Here is a 22069-nt window from a genome sequence, read left to right as displayed (position 1 = left end):
ATTAGTCATTTAATTTTATTTAGACTTGATATAAATTGAATATATTTGCAGCAAAATTTCAATCCAAATAAAAGAATATGAAAAAAACTCTACTCTCTGTTGCTTTTTTCTTCGCAACATTTATCAGTAACGCACAGTGCAATCCGGTAGTTTCCTTCAGTGAAAGCTTTGAAAATTTCACAAACGGCCCGGTTTCTCAAAACTGTTGGACAGGAAGTACTGCTCCAAAATTGTCAGTTGCAACAGTTTCAGGAAACAAGATGCTTCAAGCGTATAGCTATATAAACCCAACAGAACCTTTTTATATCGTAAGTCCAGAATTGACGAGCATAGATGGCAACCAAGCGCTTTCTTTTACAGCACAACCAGCAACGGGTTCTGCTCCGGGAAATATGTTGATCCAAATCGGGACAATGACAAGCGCTACCGATTTTGGCTCATTCGTAGAAGTTGGAACTCCATTTACCGTTTCTGCTTCTCAAACCAGTTTTTCTCTTAACATACCGGCTTCAAATGCTCATAAATTTATTGCCTTTAGAATCGTAGCCGATGCACAACATGTGGCAAGTTTGATTGATAATATTAACTATCAGCCTAACCTGAGTATCGATACACCAATAGCAAACACTTTCAAAGTATATCCAAACCCGTCAGCAGACAAAAAAATTACGATTGCGGGCAGTAACCTGCAAAATGACACTTCAGTAATTGTCTATACTTTGACAGGAGCTAAAGTTTACGAAACAGTAATCGAAAGCAATTCAACAGAAAAGACATTGTACCTTTCTGATTTGTCTGCCGGAACCTATATCTTGAAATTACAATCAGGAGATTATAGCACTACCAAAAAACTGATTTTGAAATAACAAGACGCATCGTCAAAAACAAAAACAGCATCATAAGCCGGAAGAATACTTCGGCTTTTTTATTCGCTATCTGTTTTTACATTGTTAACAAAATAGATTTTCAAAACCCATAAATAATTGTATTTTTACGGTTCAAAATTTTAGAAACTAAATGGGCAAAATCATTGCTATTGCAAATCAAAAAGGCGGCGTTGGCAAAACAACGACATCTGTAAATTTAGCAGCTTCCTTGGGAGTTTTAGAGAAAAAAGTATTACTGATTGACGCTGATCCTCAAGCGAATGCAAGTTCGGGTTTGGGAATCGATGTGGAGTCGGTAGAAATTGGAACTTACCAGATTCTGGAACACAGTAATACACCGGAAGAAGCAATAATCGAATGCTCATCTCCAAACGTTTCCGTGATTCCTGCTCATATTGATTTGGTGGCTATCGAAATCGAATTGGTTGACAAAGAAAACCGGGAGTATATGCTAAAAACAGCACTTGAAAGTGTAAAGGACAAATACGATTATATCCTGATCGACTGTGCTCCTTCACTTGGATTGCTGACATTGAATGCATTGACTGCTGCAGATTCTGTAGTAATTCCAATTCAATGTGAATATTTTGCCTTGGAAGGATTAGGAAAATTATTGAATACGATAAAAAGTGTCCAAAAAATACACAATCCGGATCTGGACATTGAAGGTTTGTTACTGACAATGTATGATTCCCGTCTTCGCCTATCCAATCAGGTAGTAGAAGAAGTTCAAAAACATTTCCATGATATGGTTTTTGAAACCGTTATCCAGCGTAATGTAAAACTGAGCGAGGCACCAAGTTTTGGAGAAAGCATCATCAACTATGACGCTACTAGCAAGGGAGCTACCAATTACATCAACCTGGCAGAAGAAATCATTAAGAAAAATACGAAATAGAAATAGTCTATGACAAAAGCGATAAAGAAACAAGCATTAGGAAGAGGTTTATCAGCATTGCTAAAAGATCCAGAAAACGACATCAAGTCGGCAGAGGATAAAAATGCAGATAAAGTGGTTGGCAATATTATTGAGCTTGAAATTGATGCTATTGAAATAAACCCGTTTCAGCCGAGAACCAATTTCAATGAAGAATCTCTTCAGGAATTGGCCACTTCGATTAGGGAATTGGGCGTAATACAGCCTATAACCGTACGAAAATTAGAATTTAATAAATTCCAGCTTATCTCCGGAGAAAGAAGACTTCGTGCTTCTAAACTAGCCGGATTGACTGCTGTACCTGCATATATCAGACTTGCCAACGACAATGAGTCTTTGGTAATGGCATTGGTAGAAAACATCCAGCGTCATGACCTTGACCCTATCGAAATCGCTTTATCATATCAGCGATTAATCGACGAGATTCAGCTAACGCAGGAACAAATGAGTGACCGTGTAGGCAAAAAGCGTTCTACAATTGCTAATTACCTCCGACTATTAAAACTTGACCCGATTATCCAGACCGGAATCCGTGATGGTTTTATCTCTATGGGACATGGCCGTGCTATCATTAATATTGAAGATCACGACATACAAGCTGATATTTACCAAAAAATCGTCAGCCAAAACCTTTCCGTAAGAGAAACGGAAGCCTTGGTTAAAAACTATCAGGAAAGCCTGAAACCGGCTGCACCAAAACCTGCAAAAGGAACTGCATTTGCAATTGATGAATCCGAAAAGAAAGCCATAGGAAACTATTTTGGCACAAAAGTAGATGTCAAAGTAGCCGGAAACGGTAAAGGAAAAATCACGATTCCATTTCATTCAGAAGAGGATTTCAACCGAATTATCAAATTAATCAAAGGTTAGTGAATAAGTTAGTTTCCATATTTTTTCTCTTTTTTCTGATTGGAACTACTTCGGTCAGTGCGCAGGAAGAATTGAATATTGTTGTACGTGACAGCATCAAAGGAGAAGAAATCAATCCTTTGGCACCTTCAAAAGCCGCTTTTTATTCGGCCATACTTCCGGGTATGGGACAAGCCTATAATAAAAAGTATTGGAAAATTCCCATTGTATATGCGGCATTAGGAACCGGAATAGGAATCTATGCCTACAACAATAAGAATTATCACAAATACAGAGACGAATACAAAAGACGTCTTAACGGAACGGAAGATCCAAACGGAAAACTTTCCAATCTTACGGATAACCAGCTGATTTCTGCTCAAAGACAATTTCAGAAAAACAGGGATCTTTCGCTAATTGTCACGATAGGAATCTACATCTTGAATATTGTCGAAGCAAACGTTGATGCGCATCTTCTGCAATTCAATGTCAGCGAAAAGCTTACCATCAAGCCGGATATTTATCAAAACGACCTGAATTATAAAAAAAATGTCGGACTGACATTAAACTACAATTTTTAATAGCATAGCATGAAAATAGCACTTTTGGGATATGGCAAAATGGGTAAAGTGATTGAAAAAATCGCTTTGGAAAGAGGCCACGAAATCGTTTTGAGAAAATCTGCAGAAGACACATTCGAAGGGTTGGAGCAGGCAGATGTCGCAATTGATTTTAGTGTTCCAGACGCTGCAGTTAGTAATATCTCAACTTGTTTAAACAGTAACATTCCTGTAATTTCCGGAACAACCGGATGGCTTAGCAGTTATGACCAAATGGTTGCTCTTTGCCAGGAAAAAAACGGGGCTTTTATTTATGGTTCTAATTTTAGCCTGGGCGTAAATATATTTTTCCAGCTGAATGACTATCTGGCAAAAATGATGTCAAACATCAAGGAATATAAAGTTTCTATGGAAGAGATTCATCATACGCAGAAATTAGATGCTCCTAGCGGTACTGCTATTACCCTAGCCAAAGGAGTTATAGAAAATTCCGACTACTCAAGCTGGGCATTAGAAAATGCAAAAAAGGACGAAATCTTAATCGATGCCAAAAGAATTGAAAATGTTCCAGGCACGCATAGCGTTTTTTATGATTCTGACGTCGACACTATCGAAATCAAACACATCGCCCACAACCGCGAAGGCTTCGCATTGGGTGCTGTTGTAGCCGCAGAATGGATTTTAGGCAAGAAAGGTGTCTATACCATGAAAGACGTTCTTAACTTAACGTAACAAATTGTTCTTCCAACAGACATATACATAAAAATACATACAGATGACAGCTACACAATGGTTCATATTTTTCCTTATCCTTCAAGTGGTACACTTTTTAGGAACATGGAAACTATATAAAAAGGCAGGAAAACAATCTTGGGAAGCAGCAATCCCGATTTATAATGCTATTGTCCTGATGAAAATCATAAACCGACCTAAATGGTGGGTTATTCTGCTTTTCATACCTATCGTGAACCTTATCATGTTCCCGGTCGTTTGGGTGGAAACTTTGAGAAGTTTTGGAAAAAACACAACTTTAGACACCGCTCTGGGAGTACTTACCTTAGGATTGTATATCTATTATATTAACTATTCTCAGGATGTAAAATATATTGAAAACAGAAGCTTGCATCCAAAAAACAAGACAGCAGATACTGTCAGCTCATTGTTATTTGCTGTAGTAGTTGCTACTATTGTCCATACCTATGTAATGCAGCCTTTCACAATCCCGACAGGTTCATTAGAAAAAACACTTTTGGTAGGCGATTTCCTTTTTGTCAGCAAAAATCATTATGGTGCCAGAACACCTATGACCACTGTTGCTATGCCAATGGTTCATGACACGATTCCGGTACTTAAAACTAAATCCTATATCAACAGGCCTCAGCTACCCTATTTCAGATTTCCTGGATTTGAGCCTATCGAAAAGAATGATATTGTAGTATTCAACTGGCCTGTAGATACTATTCCGAATTCTACAGAAGCCAATTTCAAGCCAATCGACAAAAAAACAAATTATGTAAAACGATGCGTAGGAACTCCTGGTGACAGCCTTTCTTTTGTTGATGGTGACGCCTATATCAATGGTAAAAAGCTAATTCTGTCAGACAGAGCAAAAGTGCAATATTCTTATAAAGTTACTACCGTAAATGGCAGTATGCTTGACCCAAATTATCTGACAAAAGACCTAAAAATATATCCTGATGACATTGGTTTTGATCAAAGAGACAATAGCTATGTATTCCGATCACTAACTGATGAAAATGCAGCTATACTGAAAAAAAATTCTTTGGTAGAAAGCATTACAAAATTGATTCTCAAAGCCGAAAAGTATCCTGACTTAAGAGTTTTCCCATATACTAAAAAATGGAACCAGGATAATTTAGGCCCTATCTATATTCCTCAAGCCGGAAAAACTGTAAAACTGGACAAAGAATCGCTTCCTTTTTACAGAACCATTATCAAAGAATACGAAAAGAACGACCTAACTGTTGTTGGAAATAAAATCATAATCAACGGTCAGGTTACTGATTCTTACACGTTCAAGCAGGATTATTACTATATGGTTGGAGACAACCGCCACAACTCATTGGATAGCCGTTTTTGGGGCTATGTTCCTGCAGACCATATCGTTGGAAAGCCGGTGTTTATCTGGATGAGTTTGGACCCATATACTCCTTGGTCAAAAGCTTTCGACAAAATTCGTTGGGAAAGAATGTTCACTACTGTTGGCGGAAGTGGCGAACCAGTCTCGTATTTCGGTATATTCGTGCTATTACTAGCAGGATATTTTATTGCTAACTTCTTTATCAAAAGAAAAAAGAAACGATTAGACAGATATTAAGATGAACGCTCTTTTGCTTCCAACTTATTTCCCATCCATCAGCCAATTTGCTGCTATGGTTCAAGCCGACTCGATTACCTTTGAGATGGAAGACAACTTCCAAAAGCAGACCAACAGGAATAGAATGTACATCTACAGTCCAAATGGAATGCAGCTGCTTAATATTCCTGTAAAGCATTCAAAAGCTGACAGGCACCAGAAAACAAAAGATGTCCGAATCGAAGATGCCTTTGGTTGGCAAAAACAGCACTTCAAGTCGCTTGAAGCAGCCTATAGGACTTCGCCTTTTTTTGAATATTTTGAAGACGACCTGTCTCCTATTTTCCAAAAGAAACATACCTTTTTGATGGATTTAAATTTTGAAGCCCTTGAAATTGTTTCAGATTGCCTTGGCTTTGACTTTTCGTATAAGAAAACGGAAGAGTATTTTCACGAAGCGTCTCAATTTTCAGATTTCCGTCCTCTGGCGAACGGAAAAAAAGACACTTTACAATTTGAGCCCTATACCCAGGTTTTTGAAGAAAAGCACGGCTATTTGAATAACCTGAGCATTCTGGATTTGTTGTTTAATGAAGGAAGACATGCTTTGGAGTATCTAAAAACACAATCGCTTTAAAACCCGCTATTAATTCTCGAAGGCCAGCCTTGCCATAACCGGGAAGTGATCTGAATTGACAAAATCCGGATAGCTTTCAAAGTTTTTGACCTGCATCTTTTTATCAGCAAAGATATAGTCGATTCTGGCAGGATAGTATTTAAAATCATACGACTTCCCAAAACCGCTTCCGGCTTCTTCAAAGGCATCGTTCAATTTTCCTCTGATACTTCGGTACACAAATGAAAAAGCACTGTTATTCATGTCTCCGCATATGATTTCAGGAAGTTTGCTGTTTTTCTTGTGGTTCATTATGATTTCAGCCTGCTCCTGCTGCTCTTTAAAAGCCTCACTCATCCTCTTGATCATCTTCTTTGACTTTTGCTCGCTTAATTCATTAATATCTTCATTAAGCTCGTGGACATCCGGAGTAATTTTGATTGATTGCAGGTGCATATTATAAACCCTGATGGTATCCTTACCTCTTTTTATATCGGCATAAACGGCATTATTATTCGAATTTGGAAACACAATATCTCCCCTGCCCACTATAGGAAATTTAGAAAATATAGCCTGCCCGGTCAACGTCTTATCTCCTTTCATTAAAACATATTTGTGCTTGTAGGCTCTTAAATCAATCTTCCCTTCAGAATACTCCTGAATACAAAGAATATCCGGATTCTTATCATTGATGAAATTGGCAATCAGTTCCGGAACATCGTCTCTTTCGATCCACTTATAAAGATTAAAAAGGCGTACATTATAGCTCATCACCGTAAAATCATTATCAGAAGGCGGAAGGTCTGTACTCGAAAATTTATAAAACTTATTGATAAAAGTAATTCCCATCAGCAGTACTAATGAAGAAAGCAAAATCTGCCTTTTCATCTGTATTCCCCAATAAATAAAAAAGAGGAGATTTAAGATCAGCATGAAAGGCAATATCAGCGTCAGTACAGATAAGATAGGAAACAATTTAGGAGCCAAAAATGGTAAGATATACGCAAGAAACGTCAATACAGTCAACACTATATTGAAGAAAAACATTGCTTTATTGAACCATGAAAGGTTTTTCATTTTTGGACAAACAATTTTTGAGTTCTAGCAAAGATTAAAAAACTTTCTTTACTTTCCTGCTTTGAAAAGAAATTCTTTTTCCTCTTTGGTCAGGCTGTCATAACCAGACTGGCTTATCTTGTCAAGAATTTCATCAATCTGCTGCTGTGTTTTATCTTTCACAACAATCTTGCTGGTTGTAGCCGTTTTTGGTTTCGGTTGACTTACATTTCGATGTACCTTTTTAAAAGGCGTTCCCTTCTTAGGCTTAAACAGATTGGCAAAAAAGTCTAAGATTCGGGTAACTATAAGACTCAAATCGGTACCATTTTGTAACAGCTTTATATAAATAAAACCGAAAAAGGCTCCACCAAGGTGAGCAATATGCCCTCCCATATTATTTGTCGGCATCTGGACAAGATCCAGTATTACAAAGACGAAAGCAATATGCCATAGTTTAACTGTCCCTATCAGCAACAGCCTTATCTGATACAAAGGAGCATAGGTTGCAGAAGCAATAAGAACTGCCATTATTGCCCCAGAAGCTCCAATAATAGGTGCTTTATAGCCAAAAAGAAAGAAAGTACCCAGAAAAACCAATCCTGCAAAAATAGCTCCCAACAAATACAATCCTAAAAATTGCTTTTGTGTAAAAAAGGTCAGGAAAAGCCTTCCTGAAAAATTAAGCATAATCATGTTAAAAAGCAGATGCAGTACATCCACATGCAGAAAACTATACGTAAGTATGGTCCACGGTTTTAGGATAAACTCAGACGGATCTGAAGTAAGCTGTATCCATGACATCAAAGACAGGAAACCGTCATTTGAAAAGGCGTGCAGCAAAAACAAAGGTATAGCAATGCCTATATTCCAGAAGATTAACTGCAGCGTAATTCCTCCTGTCTTGTATTGTATCTTTAAATCATCAATGATTCCCATAAACCCAACAGATTAATTCCAGCGATTGCTATGAAATTGATTCTTCTTCCAATACCACATCATCAAAAATCCGATGATAGCGCCTCCAATATGGGCAAAGTGAGCAACTCCACCAGGTCCATCGCCAAATAAGGATCTGCCAGAAGTACCTAAAAACAAATCCAAAGCTAATAATCCCGGTACGAAATATTTTGCTTTGATTGGAATCGGAATAAAGAACATCATCAATTCAGCATTAGGAAACATAAAAGCGAAGGCTACTAATAATCCATAAATGGCACCAGAAGCTCCAACCATTGGAGTTTGATTTAGCATGGCCGCATCAAATAAGCTTTTAAAACCTGCATCGCTAAGGTTTGTTTTTCCTGCTCCTTCTAAAATTGGTTTGATTTCATTAAAGAACATATCACCTCTGTACGCATTTCCATCAGAAAAAGTCACATTCAGTATCTGATGCAATGTATTGTCTGACAAGCCCAAATACCTAACTGGTTCTAAAAGATGCTGCATTTCAAGATAATTCACTCCAAGCTGCATCAAAGCCGCACCCAAACCGCAAGAAATATAGAAAAACAAGAATTTCTTCGCACCCCAAAAATGTTCCAAAGCACTACCAAAAGAAAACAAGGCAAACATATTGAAGAAAATATGCATGATATTTCCATGCATAAACATATGTGTTAGTGGCTGCCAATATTTAAAATGGTCATTTTCAGGATAAAAAAGCGCAAAAAGAGATTCGGCGTATGGTCCTACTACCTGTGTCCCAATAAAAAATATAATGTTTATAATCAATAACTGCTTGACTGTAGGCGTGATATTCATCATACTGCAAATTTTTTGTCTAAATCCTCTACACTCATCGTGATAAAGGTTGGTTTATGAAAAGGCGAAACATTAGGCTCCTTACATGCAAAAAGCCCGTTAACGAGATTCTCCTGCTCTCTTTCTGTCAGATATGTTCCTGTTTTAACAGCAAGGCTTTTTGCCATAGATTTTGCAATCGTATCGTTCTGGCTGAAACTGCTTTCCGGAATTTCGTCTTGTAGGTCACTCAATAATTGTTCCAACAAGATCGAAACCTCACTTTCTGTCACATTGACTGGAATTCCTGAAATCACTACATGATCTTCCTTAACTTCTTCAAAAACAAATCCGGTGTTAACCAGCGAAAGCTGCAATTCAGAAATCAGTATTATTTCCTGAGACGAAAAATAAAGATTCAGCGGAAATAACAACTGCTGACTTGATGCCTGATTAACAGTCATATTTGCCAAAAACTGCTCATACAAAACCCTTTGGTGTGCCCGTTGCTGGTCAATAATCACCATTCCTGATTTGATAGGGCTAACAATATATTTTTTATGAATCTGATAGGTCTTATAAATCGCTTCTTCGATTTCCTTATCGTTAAACAAAGAACCTGTTACTTCTTCTGATTCAAATTGGATATCCTGTATATCGGTAATCGTTTCCGTATCCTGTTTTAATCCCACATACAAGCTTTCCCAGTTAGACGGCTCAGGCTTTCTGTACGAACTTCCCGATCCGCTATAACTACTACCACTGCCGCTACTGTATGATTTTGTAGGAGCCGGATCCGGGTCGCCAAACGGATTAAAATTAGCATCCACCTGAATTAAAGGCATAGACGCTTCTTTTCCCTCATATTCGTAAGGCGTATCCAAATTAGAATCCCTGTCAAAATCCAAAACCGGGGCCACATTAAACTGTCCCAAGCTATGCTTTATAGCAGAACGCAAAATGGCATAGAGTGCATGCTCATCGTCAAATTTTATTTCTGTTTTTGTTGGATGTATATTAATATCAATCGTATTAGGCGGAACATCCAGATAGATAAAATAACTTGGCTGGCAGCCATCTTTCAGCAATCCTTCATAAGCAGCCATGATCGCATGATGCAGATAACCGCTTTTGATAAAACGGTCGTTGACGAAGAAAAATTGTTCGCCCCTGTTCTTCTTTGCAAATTCAGGCTTGCTTACAAAACCTTGTATTCCTACGATTTCTGTACTTTCCTGAATCGGGACAAGCTTTTCATTGGTCTTCCCTGAAAAAATATTCACGATACGCTGACGCAGGTTCGATGCCGGAAGATTAAACATTTCGCTTCCGTTATGATACATCGTGAAATGGATATTCGGATGGGCTAAAGCAACCCTTTGGAATTCATCAACAATATGGCGGTGTTCCACCGTATCCGACTTTAGGAAATTCCTTCTGGCCGGTATATTAAAAAAAAGATTTTTTACTGCAAAGGATGTCCCTTTTGGTAAAACGGCCACATCTTGCGACACAAATTTGCCTCCTTCAATAGCGAGGTGCGTTCCCAATTCGTCCTGCTCCTGCTTTGTTTTCATTTCTACATGCGCAATTGCTGCAATAGAAGCCAAGGCTTCGCCACGGAAACCTTTGGTATGCAATGAAAATAAATCTTCTGCTGCTCTGATTTTTGAAGTTGCATGGCGCTCAAAACACAAACGCGCATCGGTAACGCTCATGCCAACACCATTATCAATCACCTGTACAAGCGATTTTCCGGCATCTTTAATAATAAGCTTGATATCGTTAGCTTTGGCGTCAACTGCATTTTCAAGGAGTTCTTTTACTACAGACGCAGGTCTCTGGACTACTTCTCCAGCAGCTATCTGGTTGGCAACATGATCTGGAAGCAATTGAATTATACTCGACATTCTATAAATTTGTTGACTTTCAAAGTTACACAATTAATATAACAATTGAAAAATTAGAAAATAGGAAAACTGGAAAGTTTTTCACACAAAAAAGCCTATTTCTTATAACGGAAATAGGCTTTTTTATAAGTAAGTTATTTTTTTATTTGGAAGACTGTTGTCTTAAATAAGCCATCTTTATTGCCGCAATTGCCGCTTCGGTTCCTTTATTTCCATGAACCCCACCGCTTCTGTCTATAGATTGCTGCTCGTTATTATCGGTCAGTACGCAAAAGATAACCGGAACATCTGTCTGTACATTCAGATCTTTTATGCCTTGGGTAACACCTTCGCATACAAAATCAAAATGTTTGGTTTCTCCCTGAATCACACAGCCAATTACAATAACCGTATCCACTTGCTGTGTATCGATCATGCGTTTTGCACCATAAACAAGTTCAAAACTGCCAGGAACATTCCATCGGATAATATTATCCGGCGTCGCATCGCAATCCAGCAATGCCTTTTCAGCACCTGAAAAAAGACCTTCTGTTATTTTGTCGTTCCATTCTGAAACAACAATCCCAAACCGAAAATCTTTCGCGCTTGGGATTGTGTTTTTATCGTATTCTGATAAATTTTTATTAGCTGTAGCCATTTTAATAAGATTGCGACTCAGACCAAGACTACAGAAATCAAAAATCTAAAATCCGAAGTCTAAAATCCAAAATCTAAATTATTGTGCCAATCCAATCATTGCATCAATATTCATCGCTTCAGGAGCAGTTTCATATTTCTCCTTGATTTCGTTGAAATATTTCAATGCTGTTTCTTTTTGCTTTAATACCAGAGCAGTCTGTCCAGCTTTCAATAAGAAACGTGGCGTAGTCATATCATTCTGATTCATTTCAGCAGCCTTCACATAATATTCCAAAGCTTGTTTTGGCTGATTCAATTGAGAAAACGCATCACCAATAGCTCCTTTTGCAACTACTGACAACATCATATCGTCTGAACTGAATTTTTCTAAATATTCAATTGCCTCTTTGTATTTTTTAGTATTCAAATACGCAATACCAGCATAATAGTTTGCCAGGTTAGCTGCATTTGTTCCTGAATAGTTTTCTATAATTCCGGTGAAACCTAATTTTCCTTCGCCACCTTTTAAAGACAGGTTGTAAAGTGAATCACTTGCCATTCCGTCAGTAGCTTGTTGGAAGTATTTCTGAGCCTGAAACATTTCGTTCGCAGCTTCTTCTTCTTTAGGTTCTGCAACAAATTTCTTGTATAAAAGATAACCCGCTGCTAAAACAGCAACAGCACCGATAACGATAAAAATACCTTTTTGGTTTTTAGCAACCCATTCTTCGGTTCTAGAAGCACCTTCATCTAAAGAATTGAATACTCCTGCAGTTGTGCTATCTTTTTCTGAAATTGCATCAAGTGGATCTGGTTCGAATTCGTTTTCTTCTTTTGGTTTAGGAGCCTTATAGCCTCTTTTGTTATATGTCGCCATTAATCTTTAATTAAGTGAGGTGCAAAAATAAAATTTTTATTCAAATGTAAAAGATGTTTTGTCGTTATTTTTCAATAATTTGCACGCTCTTAAAAAATCAGTGTTAAAAACCCCAAGGTTCTCACTATCAGCTGGCGTTTGCAGATGTATCTAAAAAAAATAGCATTATTCAATTATAAAAACTTTTCGGAAGCGAATTTCGAGTTCGACAGCAAGATAAATTGCTTTGTAGGAAAAAACGGGATTGGCAAGACCAATATACTCGATGCTATATACCATTTGTCATACGGAAAAAGCTACTTCAATCCTTTGGCGGTACAAAACATCAAACACAACGAAGAATTCTTTGTGATTGACGGCGAATTTGAAAAAGACGACCGAAAAGAACAAATTGTCTGCAGCCTCAAAAAAGGCCAGAAGAAAATCCTGAAAAGAAACGGCAAGCAGTATGATAAATTTTCCGACCATATCGGATTCATACCTTTAGTTATTATTTCTCCAGCCGATCGTGACCTGATTATCGAAGGAAGCGAAACCAGAAGAAAATTCATTGACTCGGTTATTTCTCAACTAGATTCGACTTATCTACAACAACTGATACAATACCAAAAGATTATCAGCCAGCGTAATGCCTTATTAAAGTATTTTGCAATCAACCATGTTTTCGAAAATACGACCTTGCTTATCTACAATGAGCAGCTCCACGGTCTGGGCCATGCTATTTTTGAAAAGAGAAAACAGTTTTTGGAAGATTTTGTACCTATCTTTAATAAGCACCATCAGGCCATCACCGGAAATGAAGAAACGGTACAATTGGTTTATGAAAGTCAACTCCATGAAAAAGAACTGATGACTTTGCTGGAAGAAAATCTGGCAAAAGACCGTATCATGCACTATACTACTACCGGCATCCATAAAGACGACCTTTCTTTTGAGATTGACCATCATCCTATAAAAAAATTTGGTTCGCAAGGCCAGCAGAAATCTTTCCTGATTGCATTGAAATTGGCACAATTTGAATTTGTAAAAAAACAAAGCCGTCAAAATCCAATCTTGCTTTTTGATGATATTTTCGACAAGTTGGATGAAACCCGTGTTGGAAAAATAATCGAAATGGTAAACAATGACGACTTCGGCCAGCTGTTTATCTCAGATACGCATCCGGAACGCACTGAATCTGTGATAAAATCAATGCACCAGAGTTTTAAAATATTCAACCTATAATATTGTAAGGTATTTTTTGCCAAAATCTTTTTTTCTTTATAAAAAATCAGCAGTACCTTTGCGGCAAATTATTTAAACTTTTACTACCACTCTATCTTAAGTTTTCTTAATTTTAAGCATCTATTTTATAGAGACAAACTTCCCCATCTTATTTGAACAATAATTGTTCATTGCGACTTAACTTAAACTTGTGTGCCCATGTTAGCTTCTTTAAAACATAGGAAAACAATCCATAGCGGACTTTTCATTTTTGTAATTCTATTGCAGGTGCTGATTTTTTCTTTATGGTACAACCAAAACACCAATGAAAATGAACTTGCTGATTCTTTTCAGAAAGCCAGCCAGCAAAGCCTGATTATGAGCTACTCAGGAGAAGTAACCAAAAATTATTTTGATGCAGAAGATTCATTTATGGAATACTTGTACAGTTATGACATGAATTCGCTACACAAATACCGCAACTCGCTTTCGCTGATGACTTCTTATCTTGACAGTCTGAATCGCATCCTAAATAAAGATGAAAAAGCATTGCCTAACATTCGAAACAAACAAGAAAAAGAAAAAAAGATTATTGCTCTGCGAAAAGAACTGGATTCTTTGATAAAATACAGAGTCAGCCCCATTTCAGATAGCAACCCGGAATTATTCAGCCTCAAACCTTACAATCATAAAAAGGTAATGAAGTCGATTTCATACGATACGATCCGGTCGTCTGAAGGCGTAGAGAAAAAAGGTTTTTTTAGAAGAATAGGCAACGCTATTGCCGGGAAATATGATGTTGAGAAAGAAGAATTCCGTTATTATATGACCATGACCTATGGTGCCGTTGAAAAGACAGGAACTCCCGAAGAACAGATGGCCAATATATTTAACAGTACCCGCAGTTATTATGAAAAAGAATTCGGACGCCTGAGAAATACCTATTCCAATCTAAGGGAAATCGACCGGGAACTTATGGCCATAAACAAAAAGATCCTGAAAAACAGCCAGGACATTATCCTTCTTTATGACAAATCTGTTCAGGAATCCAACAAGCAGCAGTTTGAAAAGGCACTGGAAAACCTAAAAAACAAAAGAAGCCTGATTACAACCCTAATGATTGTCATGTCTATATGTACAGGATTGCTCCTGCTCTACTCCATCTTTGCCTATCATTTTGAGAAAAAATTGGCGGCTGCCAAAATAGAGGCCGAAAAAAATCTGGAATTCAAAAACCGAATTATCGGCATGCTTAGCCATGAAATGCGTTCGCCTTTGAGCATTATTTCAAACCTAACCAACAAGCTGATTGCTACAAAAATGGACAGTCCGCAAAACAACATGGCCAAATCGTTGAACTTTACATCAAATTCGCTACAAATTACGGTAAATCAGATATTGGATTTCTTCAAGAATGAAAACGGAAAACTCCAATTGTATAATTCAAAAACGATTCTAAAAACGGAGATAAAATCGATATTGGAATCCTTAAAGTCATTAGCCGATGCTAAAAAAATAGACCTTATCTCAAACATTGACAATTCTCTAGAAAATGAAATCTGGGCTGATAGCGGAAAAATACACCAGCTGTTTTACAACATGATTGGGAATGCGATAAAATTCACCTCAAAAGGAAACATTACGGTTGATTGCCGATTTACTGAAGTCAACAATAAATTTAAGCTGGATGTAAAAATAAAAGATACCGGTGCCGGTATCCCTAAAGAAGACTTAGAAAAAATATTCGACAAATATTATCAAAGCAAGCACCACAAAGATCAGGTAAGCTTTGGCGCCGGATTGGGACTTAATCTTTGCAAAGAAATCGTGGAGCTATATGGCGGAGAAATTTTTGTCGAAAGCGAACTCGGCACCGGAACTGAAATTTCATTTTATTTATTTCTTGAAAAAACAGACAGTTCGCAAGAAACAAACCAGACCAAATTAATCAACAATTACGGAAATTCAGGAATCAATGTTGCCGTCATAGACGATGATAGGATAATCACAACGCTGCTTAAAAAACTGCTATCCGACGTGAATTTCAACATGATTGGCTTCAATTCAGACCTTGCTGCTAAAGAGTATTTGCAAAAAGAAAACGTTGACATCATCCTGACCGATCTTCAGATTGCCAATGCTTCAGGAATCGACCTCATCAAGGACATCAAAAACATCCCGAATCACAATGCAACTGTCCCTATCATTGCAATAACAGGCGATGCCTACATGAATTCGATTGAACTGTCCAGCATACAGGCTGACGAACTGCTAATCAAGCCAATCAATAAAGAAGAATTATATTCAAAACTGCTGAAAGTACTATCTAAATAAAACAAATGCATTCCTACTTTGCGTCTTTGCGGGCACTATTCTCTCGCAAAGACGCAAAGCCGCTAAGCTTGTAAATCTGGGCAATCATTCTAATCTGCGGTTAAAAACCTTTTCTTCTTTTATTTCACAGAAACCTGCCAACAGCCATTAAAATTGACTTTGCACACCCATAAATTCAATAAATTTCCTTAATATTGTTAGGCTATTTTTAGTCTAATTTTAATCATTTCCAATCCGATGCTTTCACCAAAAACACTTCAATTTCTAGAGGATCTAAAAGAAAACAACAACCGTGATTGGTTTCAGGCCAACAAATCCTATTACGAAGAATATAAAAAAGAATACCATCAGCTAATTGCTGAATTTCTAGAGGAAATGGCTCCGCAAGATGAGTCGCTCCGAACCCTGGAACCAAAAAAATGCGCTTTCAGGATTAACCGTGATATTCGTTTTTCAAAAGATAAGTCACCTTATAAAACCCATATGGGAATCTGGATGACAACCGACCAGAATTGCTCCAATTCACCAGGATATTATGTGCATATTGAAAAAGGCGGAAGTTTTATTGCTGCCGGACTTCACGTACCGGAAGCTCCGGACTTAAAAAAAATCCGAAAAGAAATCGCTTATTTTTATGAAGACCTGGAAGAAATCTTCGATAACAAGGATTTCAAAAAAGTCTACCCTGGATTTGACAGGAGTGAATCCAATACACTGAAGACAGCCCCAAAAGATTACGAAAAAGACCATCCTGCTATTGAGTTCCTAAAACTCAAAAGCTTTACGGTCACACAACCTCTTGACGACAAATCATTACTGGAAAAAGATTTTGTCAAAAAAACAGCAAAAAAACTGATTACTGCAAAACCGCTAAACGATTTTCTGACTCGTGGCCTAAATACCGAGTAGTTCATTATGAATTATTAATCGTTTAAAGTACTTTTGCCTTTTATTTTTATTCCTCATCCTAATGGAAATTATCGATAATTTTTCCCTTAAAAATTACAATACTTTCGGCATTGAAGCCAGAGCAAAACAATTCGTTTCTGTACATACTGTAGAAGAACTGCAAACTGTACTCAAAGAAAATCCTACGCAGAAAAAGTTCATACTTGGCGGCGGTAGCAATATGCTGCTAACAAAAGATATTGATGCATTGACGATTCATGTAGATCTCAAAGGCAAAAGGATTATCGAGCAGACAGAAGATGCCGTTTGGGTAGAAGCCAAAGCAGGTGAAAACTGGCATGAATTTGTTTTGTGGACTATTGGCCAGGATTTTGGCGGATTGGAAAACATGTCCTTAATTCCAGGCAATGTAGGCACAACTCCTATCCAGAACATTGGAGCCTACGGAACCGAAATCAAAGACACTTTTGTGTACTGTGAGGCTGTAAACATACAAACATTAGAAATCAAAAGATTTACCAAACAAGAATGCAAATTTGGCTACCGTGAAAGTATTTTCAAAAACGAAGCCAAGGATCAGTATATTATCGTTGCTGTAGTTTTCAAATTGACAAAGCAAAACCATAAAATCAATATTTCTTACGGGGATATTGCCTCTGAGTTGTCTAAAAAAGACATCACTGTACCAACATTAAAAGATGTCAGCAATGCCATCATAACCATACGCCAAAGCAAACTTCCAGACCCGAAAGAATTAGGCAATAGCGGAAGTTTTTTCAAAAATCCGATTATCCAAAAAAGCGATTTTGAAAGAATCCATCTCCAGCATCCCGAAATGCCGAGCTACACTGTTTCTGAGACTGAAGTAAAAGTTCCAGCAGGATGGCTTATCGAAAAAGCAGGATTCAAAGGAAAACGTTTTGGCGATGCAGGAATCCATAAAAACCAGGCGCTGGTTTTGGTCAATTATGGCAATGCAACCGGACAGGAAATCCTGAACGTTTCTAAAGAAATCCAAAAAACAGTCAAAGAGCTTTTCGATATTGAAATTGAAGCCGAAGTCAATGTGATTTAAGGGCATTTCTAAATTCATCCTTTAGCCATGAATAACTTTCTCGAAAATAAAGCCGAACTTCAAAAAAGAGGCTTTACGACTATCAATTCTGTTTATTCACAAGAAGAAATTGCTTCAATCGTAAAGTTTATTGACGAGCAAGACACTAATAGTCCAATCTTTAGAAAATCAGAAAATTTATTTGCAATCCGGCAATTCATAAAAGAACTACCACAAATAAAATCCCTGATTTTTAATAAACAGCTCAAATCAATTATCAATACTATAGAGGAAAATGCTTTTATTGTCAAATCGATATATTTTGACAAGCCTGAAAACTCAAACTGGTTCGTTGCCTATCATCAAGACCTTACAATTTCTGTAGAAAAAAAAGAAAACATGGAAGGTTTTGGCCCATGGACATCAAAACACAACCAATTTGCAGTACAGCCACCTATAGAAATACTTGAAAACATATTCACCATACGAATCCATTTGGACGATACAGACGAAAACAATGGTGCCTTAAAAGTAATAGACGGTTCGCACCTTAAAAACATATACAGACCCGAAAAGATTGACTGGATCAATGAAAAAGAAAGTTTTTGCAATGTTGAAGCCGGAGGAATTATGCTTATGAAACCTTTGCTCCTTCACAGTTCAAACAGAACATCAAATCAAAAAAGGAGGCGTGTTATCCATATCGAGTTTTCAAACAAAGCACTTCCAAGCCTTCTAAAATGGTCTGAATATGCCCAAATCAACAATTAAATTTTCACAGAAAAACAATTAGAAAATATAAAAATTACAATGGATATTTTTCTTAATTTTAATTGCGATTCGCAATTGAAATTCCGCTTATCAATTGTACCTTTGCACACATTTTTTAAAGACATCAAGCTTATATGTTGACTATTACTTTTTACGCGTTTATCGGGGTTGTAGCTCTACAATTGTTCTATTACATTATTGTTTTCGGAAAATTTTCTTTTGCAAAGCCACAAAAAAGCACACCGAAAAGAATCCCTATATCTGTAATCGTATGTGCCAAAAATGAAGAAGAAAATGTAAAAAAGTTTGTTCCGCTTTTGGCTGAGCAGGATTATCCTGATTATGAGATTATCTTAATCGATGATGCTTCAAGCGACAACACTTTGGATATTTTTGAAGAATTTGAAAAACAATATTCCAACATCCGATTAGTAAAAGTACAAAACAACGAGGCTTTTTGGGGCAACAAAAAATTTGCACTGACTCTGGGAATAAAAGCGGCTAAAAACGAATACCTTCTTTTTACCGACGCCGACTGTTATCCTTCTTCAAAAGAGTGGATCAAGGAAATGAGTTCTCAATTCACGATGAGTAAAACAATCGTGCTGGGTTATGGTGCTTATGAAAAAATTGCCGGCTCTTTCTTAAATAAAATCATCCGTTTTGAAACGATGCTTACTGCTGTACAGTATTTTTCATGGGCAAAAATGAAACACCCTTATATGGGCGTGGGACGAAACCTGGCTTACAAAAAAGAAGAGTTTTTTAACGTAAACGGCTTTATCGACCATATGAAAGTTAGGTCTGGTGACGATGACCTTTTTATCAATCAGGCTTCCAATAAAAAAAATACGACCATCTGTTTTACTCCGGAAAGTTTTACCTTTTCAGAACCTAAAAAAACGTTCAAAGATTGGTTTGACCAAAAAAGAAGACATGTTTCAACGGCTACTTTCTATAAAGCTTTTGACAGGATGCAATTGGCCGTTTTCTTCTTATCACAATTTTTATTTATCGCTTTAGCAGCAATATTGTTAGCATTCCAATACAATTGGATGATTATTGTACCTATTGTTGCAGGAAGATATCTTTTCACCTGGATTTCTTTAGGCTATTCTGCTAGCAAACTAAAAGAAAAAGACGTTATCTATTGGTATCCTATCATAGAAATAATGCTTATATTCACACAATTGAATATCTTTATAACAAATATTTTTTCAAAGCCTGTCCATTGGAAATAAAAAAGCAAATAGAGAAAGCTAAAGTCGGAGACCAGGTTGCCTTCACTGCTCTATTGGATTATTACTGGAATGAAGTTTACGGATTTATGCTCCAAAGGACGCAAAACGAAACCGATGCTGAGGATATCACTATAGAAACTTTTGCCAAAGCATTCGACAAAATCGCTACCTACAATCCCGAGTTCCAATTCAACACCTGGCTGATTTCCATTGCTAAGAATGCTCATATCGACATGCTTCGCAAGAAAAAATCAACCCTTTTTATTGACATTACCGATGAAGAAGACAGTTTGGCCTATAACATTGCCGACAGCTCTCCTTCGGCAGAAGACAAGCTGATTACCGAACAAAACCTGTCACGTCTGCTTCAATGCATTAAGGAACTGAAACCGCACTACCAGGAAGTCATACAGCTTCGTTATTTTCAGGAATTAAGCTATCAGGAAATCTCTGAAGAACTTGAAGAGCCTTTGAGTAATGTCAAGATAAAACTACTCCGCGCCAAAAAGCTTCTGGCCGAGATCATTAAAAACAAACGATAGTCACCTTTCATTTTTAAGTACTGCTTTTTAACAAGACTCTTTTGCAAAAAAGTGTAATTTTATATTGTTAACCAATCATATACTTAAAATGAAACAAAAACTATTTTTCATGTTGTCCGTCTTTCTTTCATTGACGGCGGCAAAAGCCCAGTACACCACGCCTGGTACAGGTGTGACCTGGAGCCTCGACGACCTGGTAACCAATTCCTCTGGTGCCTTAACCTTTTCTGGAGGAATTTACACCTTATCCCAAAACCTTACAATTGCAGCTAATGACGCTCTTGTAATCAATACGGATGCTACCGTGCATATTAATGCCAATATTGAAATTACTGTCAGAGGCGATTTTACTTCCGATGCAGGCGCCATCACCATTACCGCAACAAATACCGCAACTCCATACAATGCCATAACTTTTGAAACAGGTTCTAGCGGTTATTTCAGAAACACGACAATCAGCTACGGAAAAGGAATACGGATAGCTACTCCAGATTTCGAGATGCAATCCTGCGTTATGTCGTATCACATGAACGGTTCAACGACCAGTTCGGCCATAAATTTCTCAACTGGAGGAAATGCACTAATCAACAATTCCAGATTCTTATTCAACCATTATCCGGCTTTTAGCTCTGGAGCCAACCAGTCTGTTGCTCCAACACTGACCAATAATTATCTGGAAGGCAACAACCAATCTAACGGAAACCGCCCACAAATCAACATGGGGCCTAGTGGTGCCGATACACTGAGAATAGTAGGAAACACCATCAAAGGCGACCGGACAAAAACTATGACTGGTGGTATTGGAGCTTCCAACTTATTAGGTGGTGGTCAGCTTAAAGTAATAATCGACAATAACATTGTTACAAACAACCGTTACGGTATTACCGTTGTTGGAGCCGCTTCATCAGGATATATCAGAGGCAATATAATTGAAGACAATACCAGCCAAAATGTTCCCGCACAAGGCGGAAGCGGTATCTCACTTAGTGCTTCTGGCTCATCAACAATGAACATTATTGCAAGCCGTAACCAAATCCGAAGAAACCTTTGGGGTATTACCGTAATTGGGACTGCAAGAATCAATCTGGGTGACACTGACGAGGCTACTTTTAACGAAGGAGGCAACATATTCTCTGAAAATGTAAACACTGGAGTAACCTATGCTTTATATAACAACACTGCACTTCCAATCATGGCAAAAAATAACTGCTGGATTGAAGGACAAACGCCTACTGCTGCCGAAGTAGAAAACGTTATCAGCCACCAGATTGACGATCCTACCTTGGGAGTGGTAACTTTTACTCCGTTTGGTTGTGATGCCCTATCAAATCCTGATTTTGCTGTTACAAAGCCTATCATTTATCCAAATCCAAGCAAAGGAAATATTACTATAGACATTCCTGAAAACGGAACAATAGCAATTTTTAGTAGTAACGGAATGCTTATCCGTAGTTTTGAACTGAATGCAGGAACAAATGCTATTAAATTGGATTTACCTGCTGGAGTTTATATCACAAAAACAGAAACAAAAGACAAAAACTTTAGCAATAAGCTAGTTATTCAATAAGCTCTAATTCATAATTATTCAAGGCAAGCCTGATTAGGCTTGCCTTTTTTTATTAAGTAAAAACAATATTAACCTTAA

General features: G+C 37.4%; 21 protein-coding genes. 15 read left to right on the top strand and 6 right to left on the bottom strand.

Annotation, left to right across the window (positions count from 1 at the left end; genetic code table 11):
* The first annotated feature begins 77 nt into the window (after positions 1-77).
* The 7 genes from FJA49_RS17115 to FJA49_RS17085 all read left to right on the top strand — a co-directional run bounded on the left by FJA49_RS17115 (position 78) and on the right by FJA49_RS17085 (position 6187).
* A complete protein-coding gene (locus tag FJA49_RS17115) occupies positions 78-866 on the top strand; it encodes a T9SS-dependent choice-of-anchor J family protein (protein WP_140002493.1) in 789 nt (262 codons plus the stop codon).
* A gap of 151 nt (positions 867-1017) precedes the next feature.
* Positions 1018-1785: a ParA family protein gene (locus FJA49_RS17110; RefSeq protein ID WP_140002491.1), complete on the top strand. Its 768-nt coding sequence runs from the start codon at positions 1018-1020 to the stop codon at positions 1783-1785.
* A 9-nt stretch (positions 1786-1794) separates the two neighbouring features.
* A complete protein-coding gene (locus tag FJA49_RS17105; protein WP_140002489.1) occupies positions 1795-2694 on the top strand; it encodes a ParB/RepB/Spo0J family partition protein in 900 nt (299 codons plus the stop codon).
* The gene (locus FJA49_RS17100) at positions 2694-3254 is read left to right on the top strand and encodes a DUF5683 domain-containing protein (protein ID WP_140002487.1); all 561 of its coding nucleotides are present in this window, start codon (positions 2694-2696) and stop codon (positions 3252-3254) included. Before FJA49_RS17105 ends, FJA49_RS17100 begins: the two co-directional genes overlap by 1 nt.
* A gap of 9 nt (positions 3255-3263) precedes the next feature.
* Entirely contained in the window at positions 3264-3965 is a 702-nt protein-coding gene (dapB, locus tag FJA49_RS17095) for a 4-hydroxy-tetrahydrodipicolinate reductase (RefSeq protein ID WP_140002485.1), read from the top strand.
* Between the two features lie 43 nt (positions 3966-4008).
* Positions 4009-5571, top strand: a complete 1563-nt coding sequence (gene lepB / locus FJA49_RS17090) for a signal peptidase I (protein ID WP_140002483.1) — start codon at positions 4009-4011, stop codon at positions 5569-5571.
* A gap of 1 nt (position 5572) precedes the next feature.
* On the top strand, positions 5573-6187 hold the full coding sequence (locus FJA49_RS17085) for a WbqC family protein (protein ID WP_140002481.1): 615 nt from the start codon (positions 5573-5575) through the stop codon (positions 6185-6187).
* A gap of 9 nt (positions 6188-6196) precedes the next feature.
* Here the strand turns inward: FJA49_RS17085 and FJA49_RS17080 are convergent, their stop codons facing one another.
* The 6 genes from FJA49_RS17080 to FJA49_RS17055 all read right to left on the bottom strand — a co-directional run bounded on the left by FJA49_RS17080 (position 6197) and on the right by FJA49_RS17055 (position 12370).
* Positions 6197-7243 carry an endonuclease/exonuclease/phosphatase family protein gene (locus FJA49_RS17080; RefSeq protein WP_140002479.1) on the bottom strand — a complete coding sequence of 349 codons (1047 nt, stop codon included), beginning with the start codon at positions 7241-7243 and terminating at the stop codon, positions 6197-6199.
* A 48-nt stretch (positions 7244-7291) separates the two neighbouring features.
* A complete protein-coding gene (locus FJA49_RS17075) occupies positions 7292-8161 on the bottom strand; it encodes a rhomboid family intramembrane serine protease (RefSeq protein ID WP_140002477.1) in 870 nt (289 codons plus the stop codon).
* A gap of 12 nt (positions 8162-8173) precedes the next feature.
* Complete coding sequence (locus FJA49_RS17070; RefSeq protein WP_140002475.1) at positions 8174-8989, bottom strand: rhomboid family intramembrane serine protease; 816 nt, start codon at positions 8987-8989, stop codon at positions 8174-8176.
* Positions 8986-10875 (bottom strand): DNA mismatch repair endonuclease MutL, encoded by a 1890-nt coding sequence (gene mutL, locus FJA49_RS17065; RefSeq protein WP_140002473.1) that lies wholly within the window; start codon positions 10873-10875, stop codon positions 8986-8988. Before mutL ends, FJA49_RS17070 begins: the two co-directional genes overlap by 4 nt.
* A 142-nt stretch (positions 10876-11017) precedes the next feature.
* Positions 11018-11512, bottom strand: coding sequence for a 6,7-dimethyl-8-ribityllumazine synthase (gene ribH / locus FJA49_RS17060; RefSeq protein ID WP_056069619.1), 495 nt, complete (start codon positions 11510-11512; stop codon positions 11018-11020).
* 78 nt (positions 11513-11590) lie between these two features.
* Positions 11591-12370 (bottom strand): tetratricopeptide repeat protein, encoded by a 780-nt coding sequence (locus FJA49_RS17055; RefSeq protein WP_140002471.1) that lies wholly within the window; start codon positions 12368-12370, stop codon positions 11591-11593.
* A gap of 144 nt (positions 12371-12514) precedes the next feature.
* Between FJA49_RS17055 and recF the strand changes: the two genes are divergently transcribed.
* The 8 genes from recF to FJA49_RS17015 all read left to right on the top strand — a co-directional run bounded on the left by recF (position 12515) and on the right by FJA49_RS17015 (position 21991).
* Positions 12515-13594, top strand: a complete 1080-nt coding sequence (gene recF / locus FJA49_RS17050) for a DNA replication/repair protein RecF (RefSeq protein ID WP_140003025.1) — start codon at positions 12515-12517, stop codon at positions 13592-13594.
* Positions 13595-13792: 198 nt separating this feature from the next.
* Positions 13793-15907 (top strand): ATP-binding response regulator, encoded by a 2115-nt coding sequence (locus FJA49_RS17045; RefSeq protein WP_140002469.1) that lies wholly within the window; start codon positions 13793-13795, stop codon positions 15905-15907.
* A 237-nt stretch (positions 15908-16144) separates the two neighbouring features.
* Positions 16145-16816, top strand: a complete 672-nt coding sequence (locus FJA49_RS17040; protein ID WP_140002467.1) for a DUF2461 domain-containing protein — start codon at positions 16145-16147, stop codon at positions 16814-16816.
* A 61-nt stretch (positions 16817-16877) separates the two neighbouring features.
* Positions 16878-17891: a UDP-N-acetylmuramate dehydrogenase gene (murB, locus tag FJA49_RS17035; RefSeq protein ID WP_140002465.1), complete on the top strand. Its 1014-nt coding sequence runs from the start codon at positions 16878-16880 to the stop codon at positions 17889-17891.
* Between the two features lie 27 nt (positions 17892-17918).
* Entirely contained in the window at positions 17919-18641 is a 723-nt protein-coding gene (locus FJA49_RS17030) for a phytanoyl-CoA dioxygenase family protein (protein WP_140002463.1), read from the top strand.
* 134 nt (positions 18642-18775) lie between these two features.
* Positions 18776-19882 carry a glycosyltransferase gene (locus FJA49_RS17025; RefSeq protein WP_140002461.1) on the top strand — a complete coding sequence of 369 codons (1107 nt, stop codon included), beginning with the start codon at positions 18776-18778 and terminating at the stop codon, positions 19880-19882.
* On the top strand, positions 19873-20424 hold the full coding sequence (locus FJA49_RS17020; RefSeq protein ID WP_140002459.1) for an RNA polymerase sigma factor: 552 nt from the start codon (positions 19873-19875) through the stop codon (positions 20422-20424). Before FJA49_RS17025 ends, FJA49_RS17020 begins: the two co-directional genes overlap by 10 nt.
* A gap of 109 nt (positions 20425-20533) precedes the next feature.
* Entirely contained in the window at positions 20534-21991 is a 1458-nt protein-coding gene (locus tag FJA49_RS17015) for a T9SS type A sorting domain-containing protein (protein ID WP_233590213.1), read from the top strand.
* Positions 21992-22069: the final 78 nt, after the last annotated feature.

The organism is Flavobacterium microcysteis (genome assembly GCF_006385255.1).
In the GTDB taxonomy this organism is placed as follows: Bacteria; Bacteroidota; Bacteroidia; order Flavobacteriales; family Flavobacteriaceae; genus Flavobacterium; species Flavobacterium microcysteis.
This window is presented reverse-complemented; position numbering and strand designations above follow the sequence as displayed.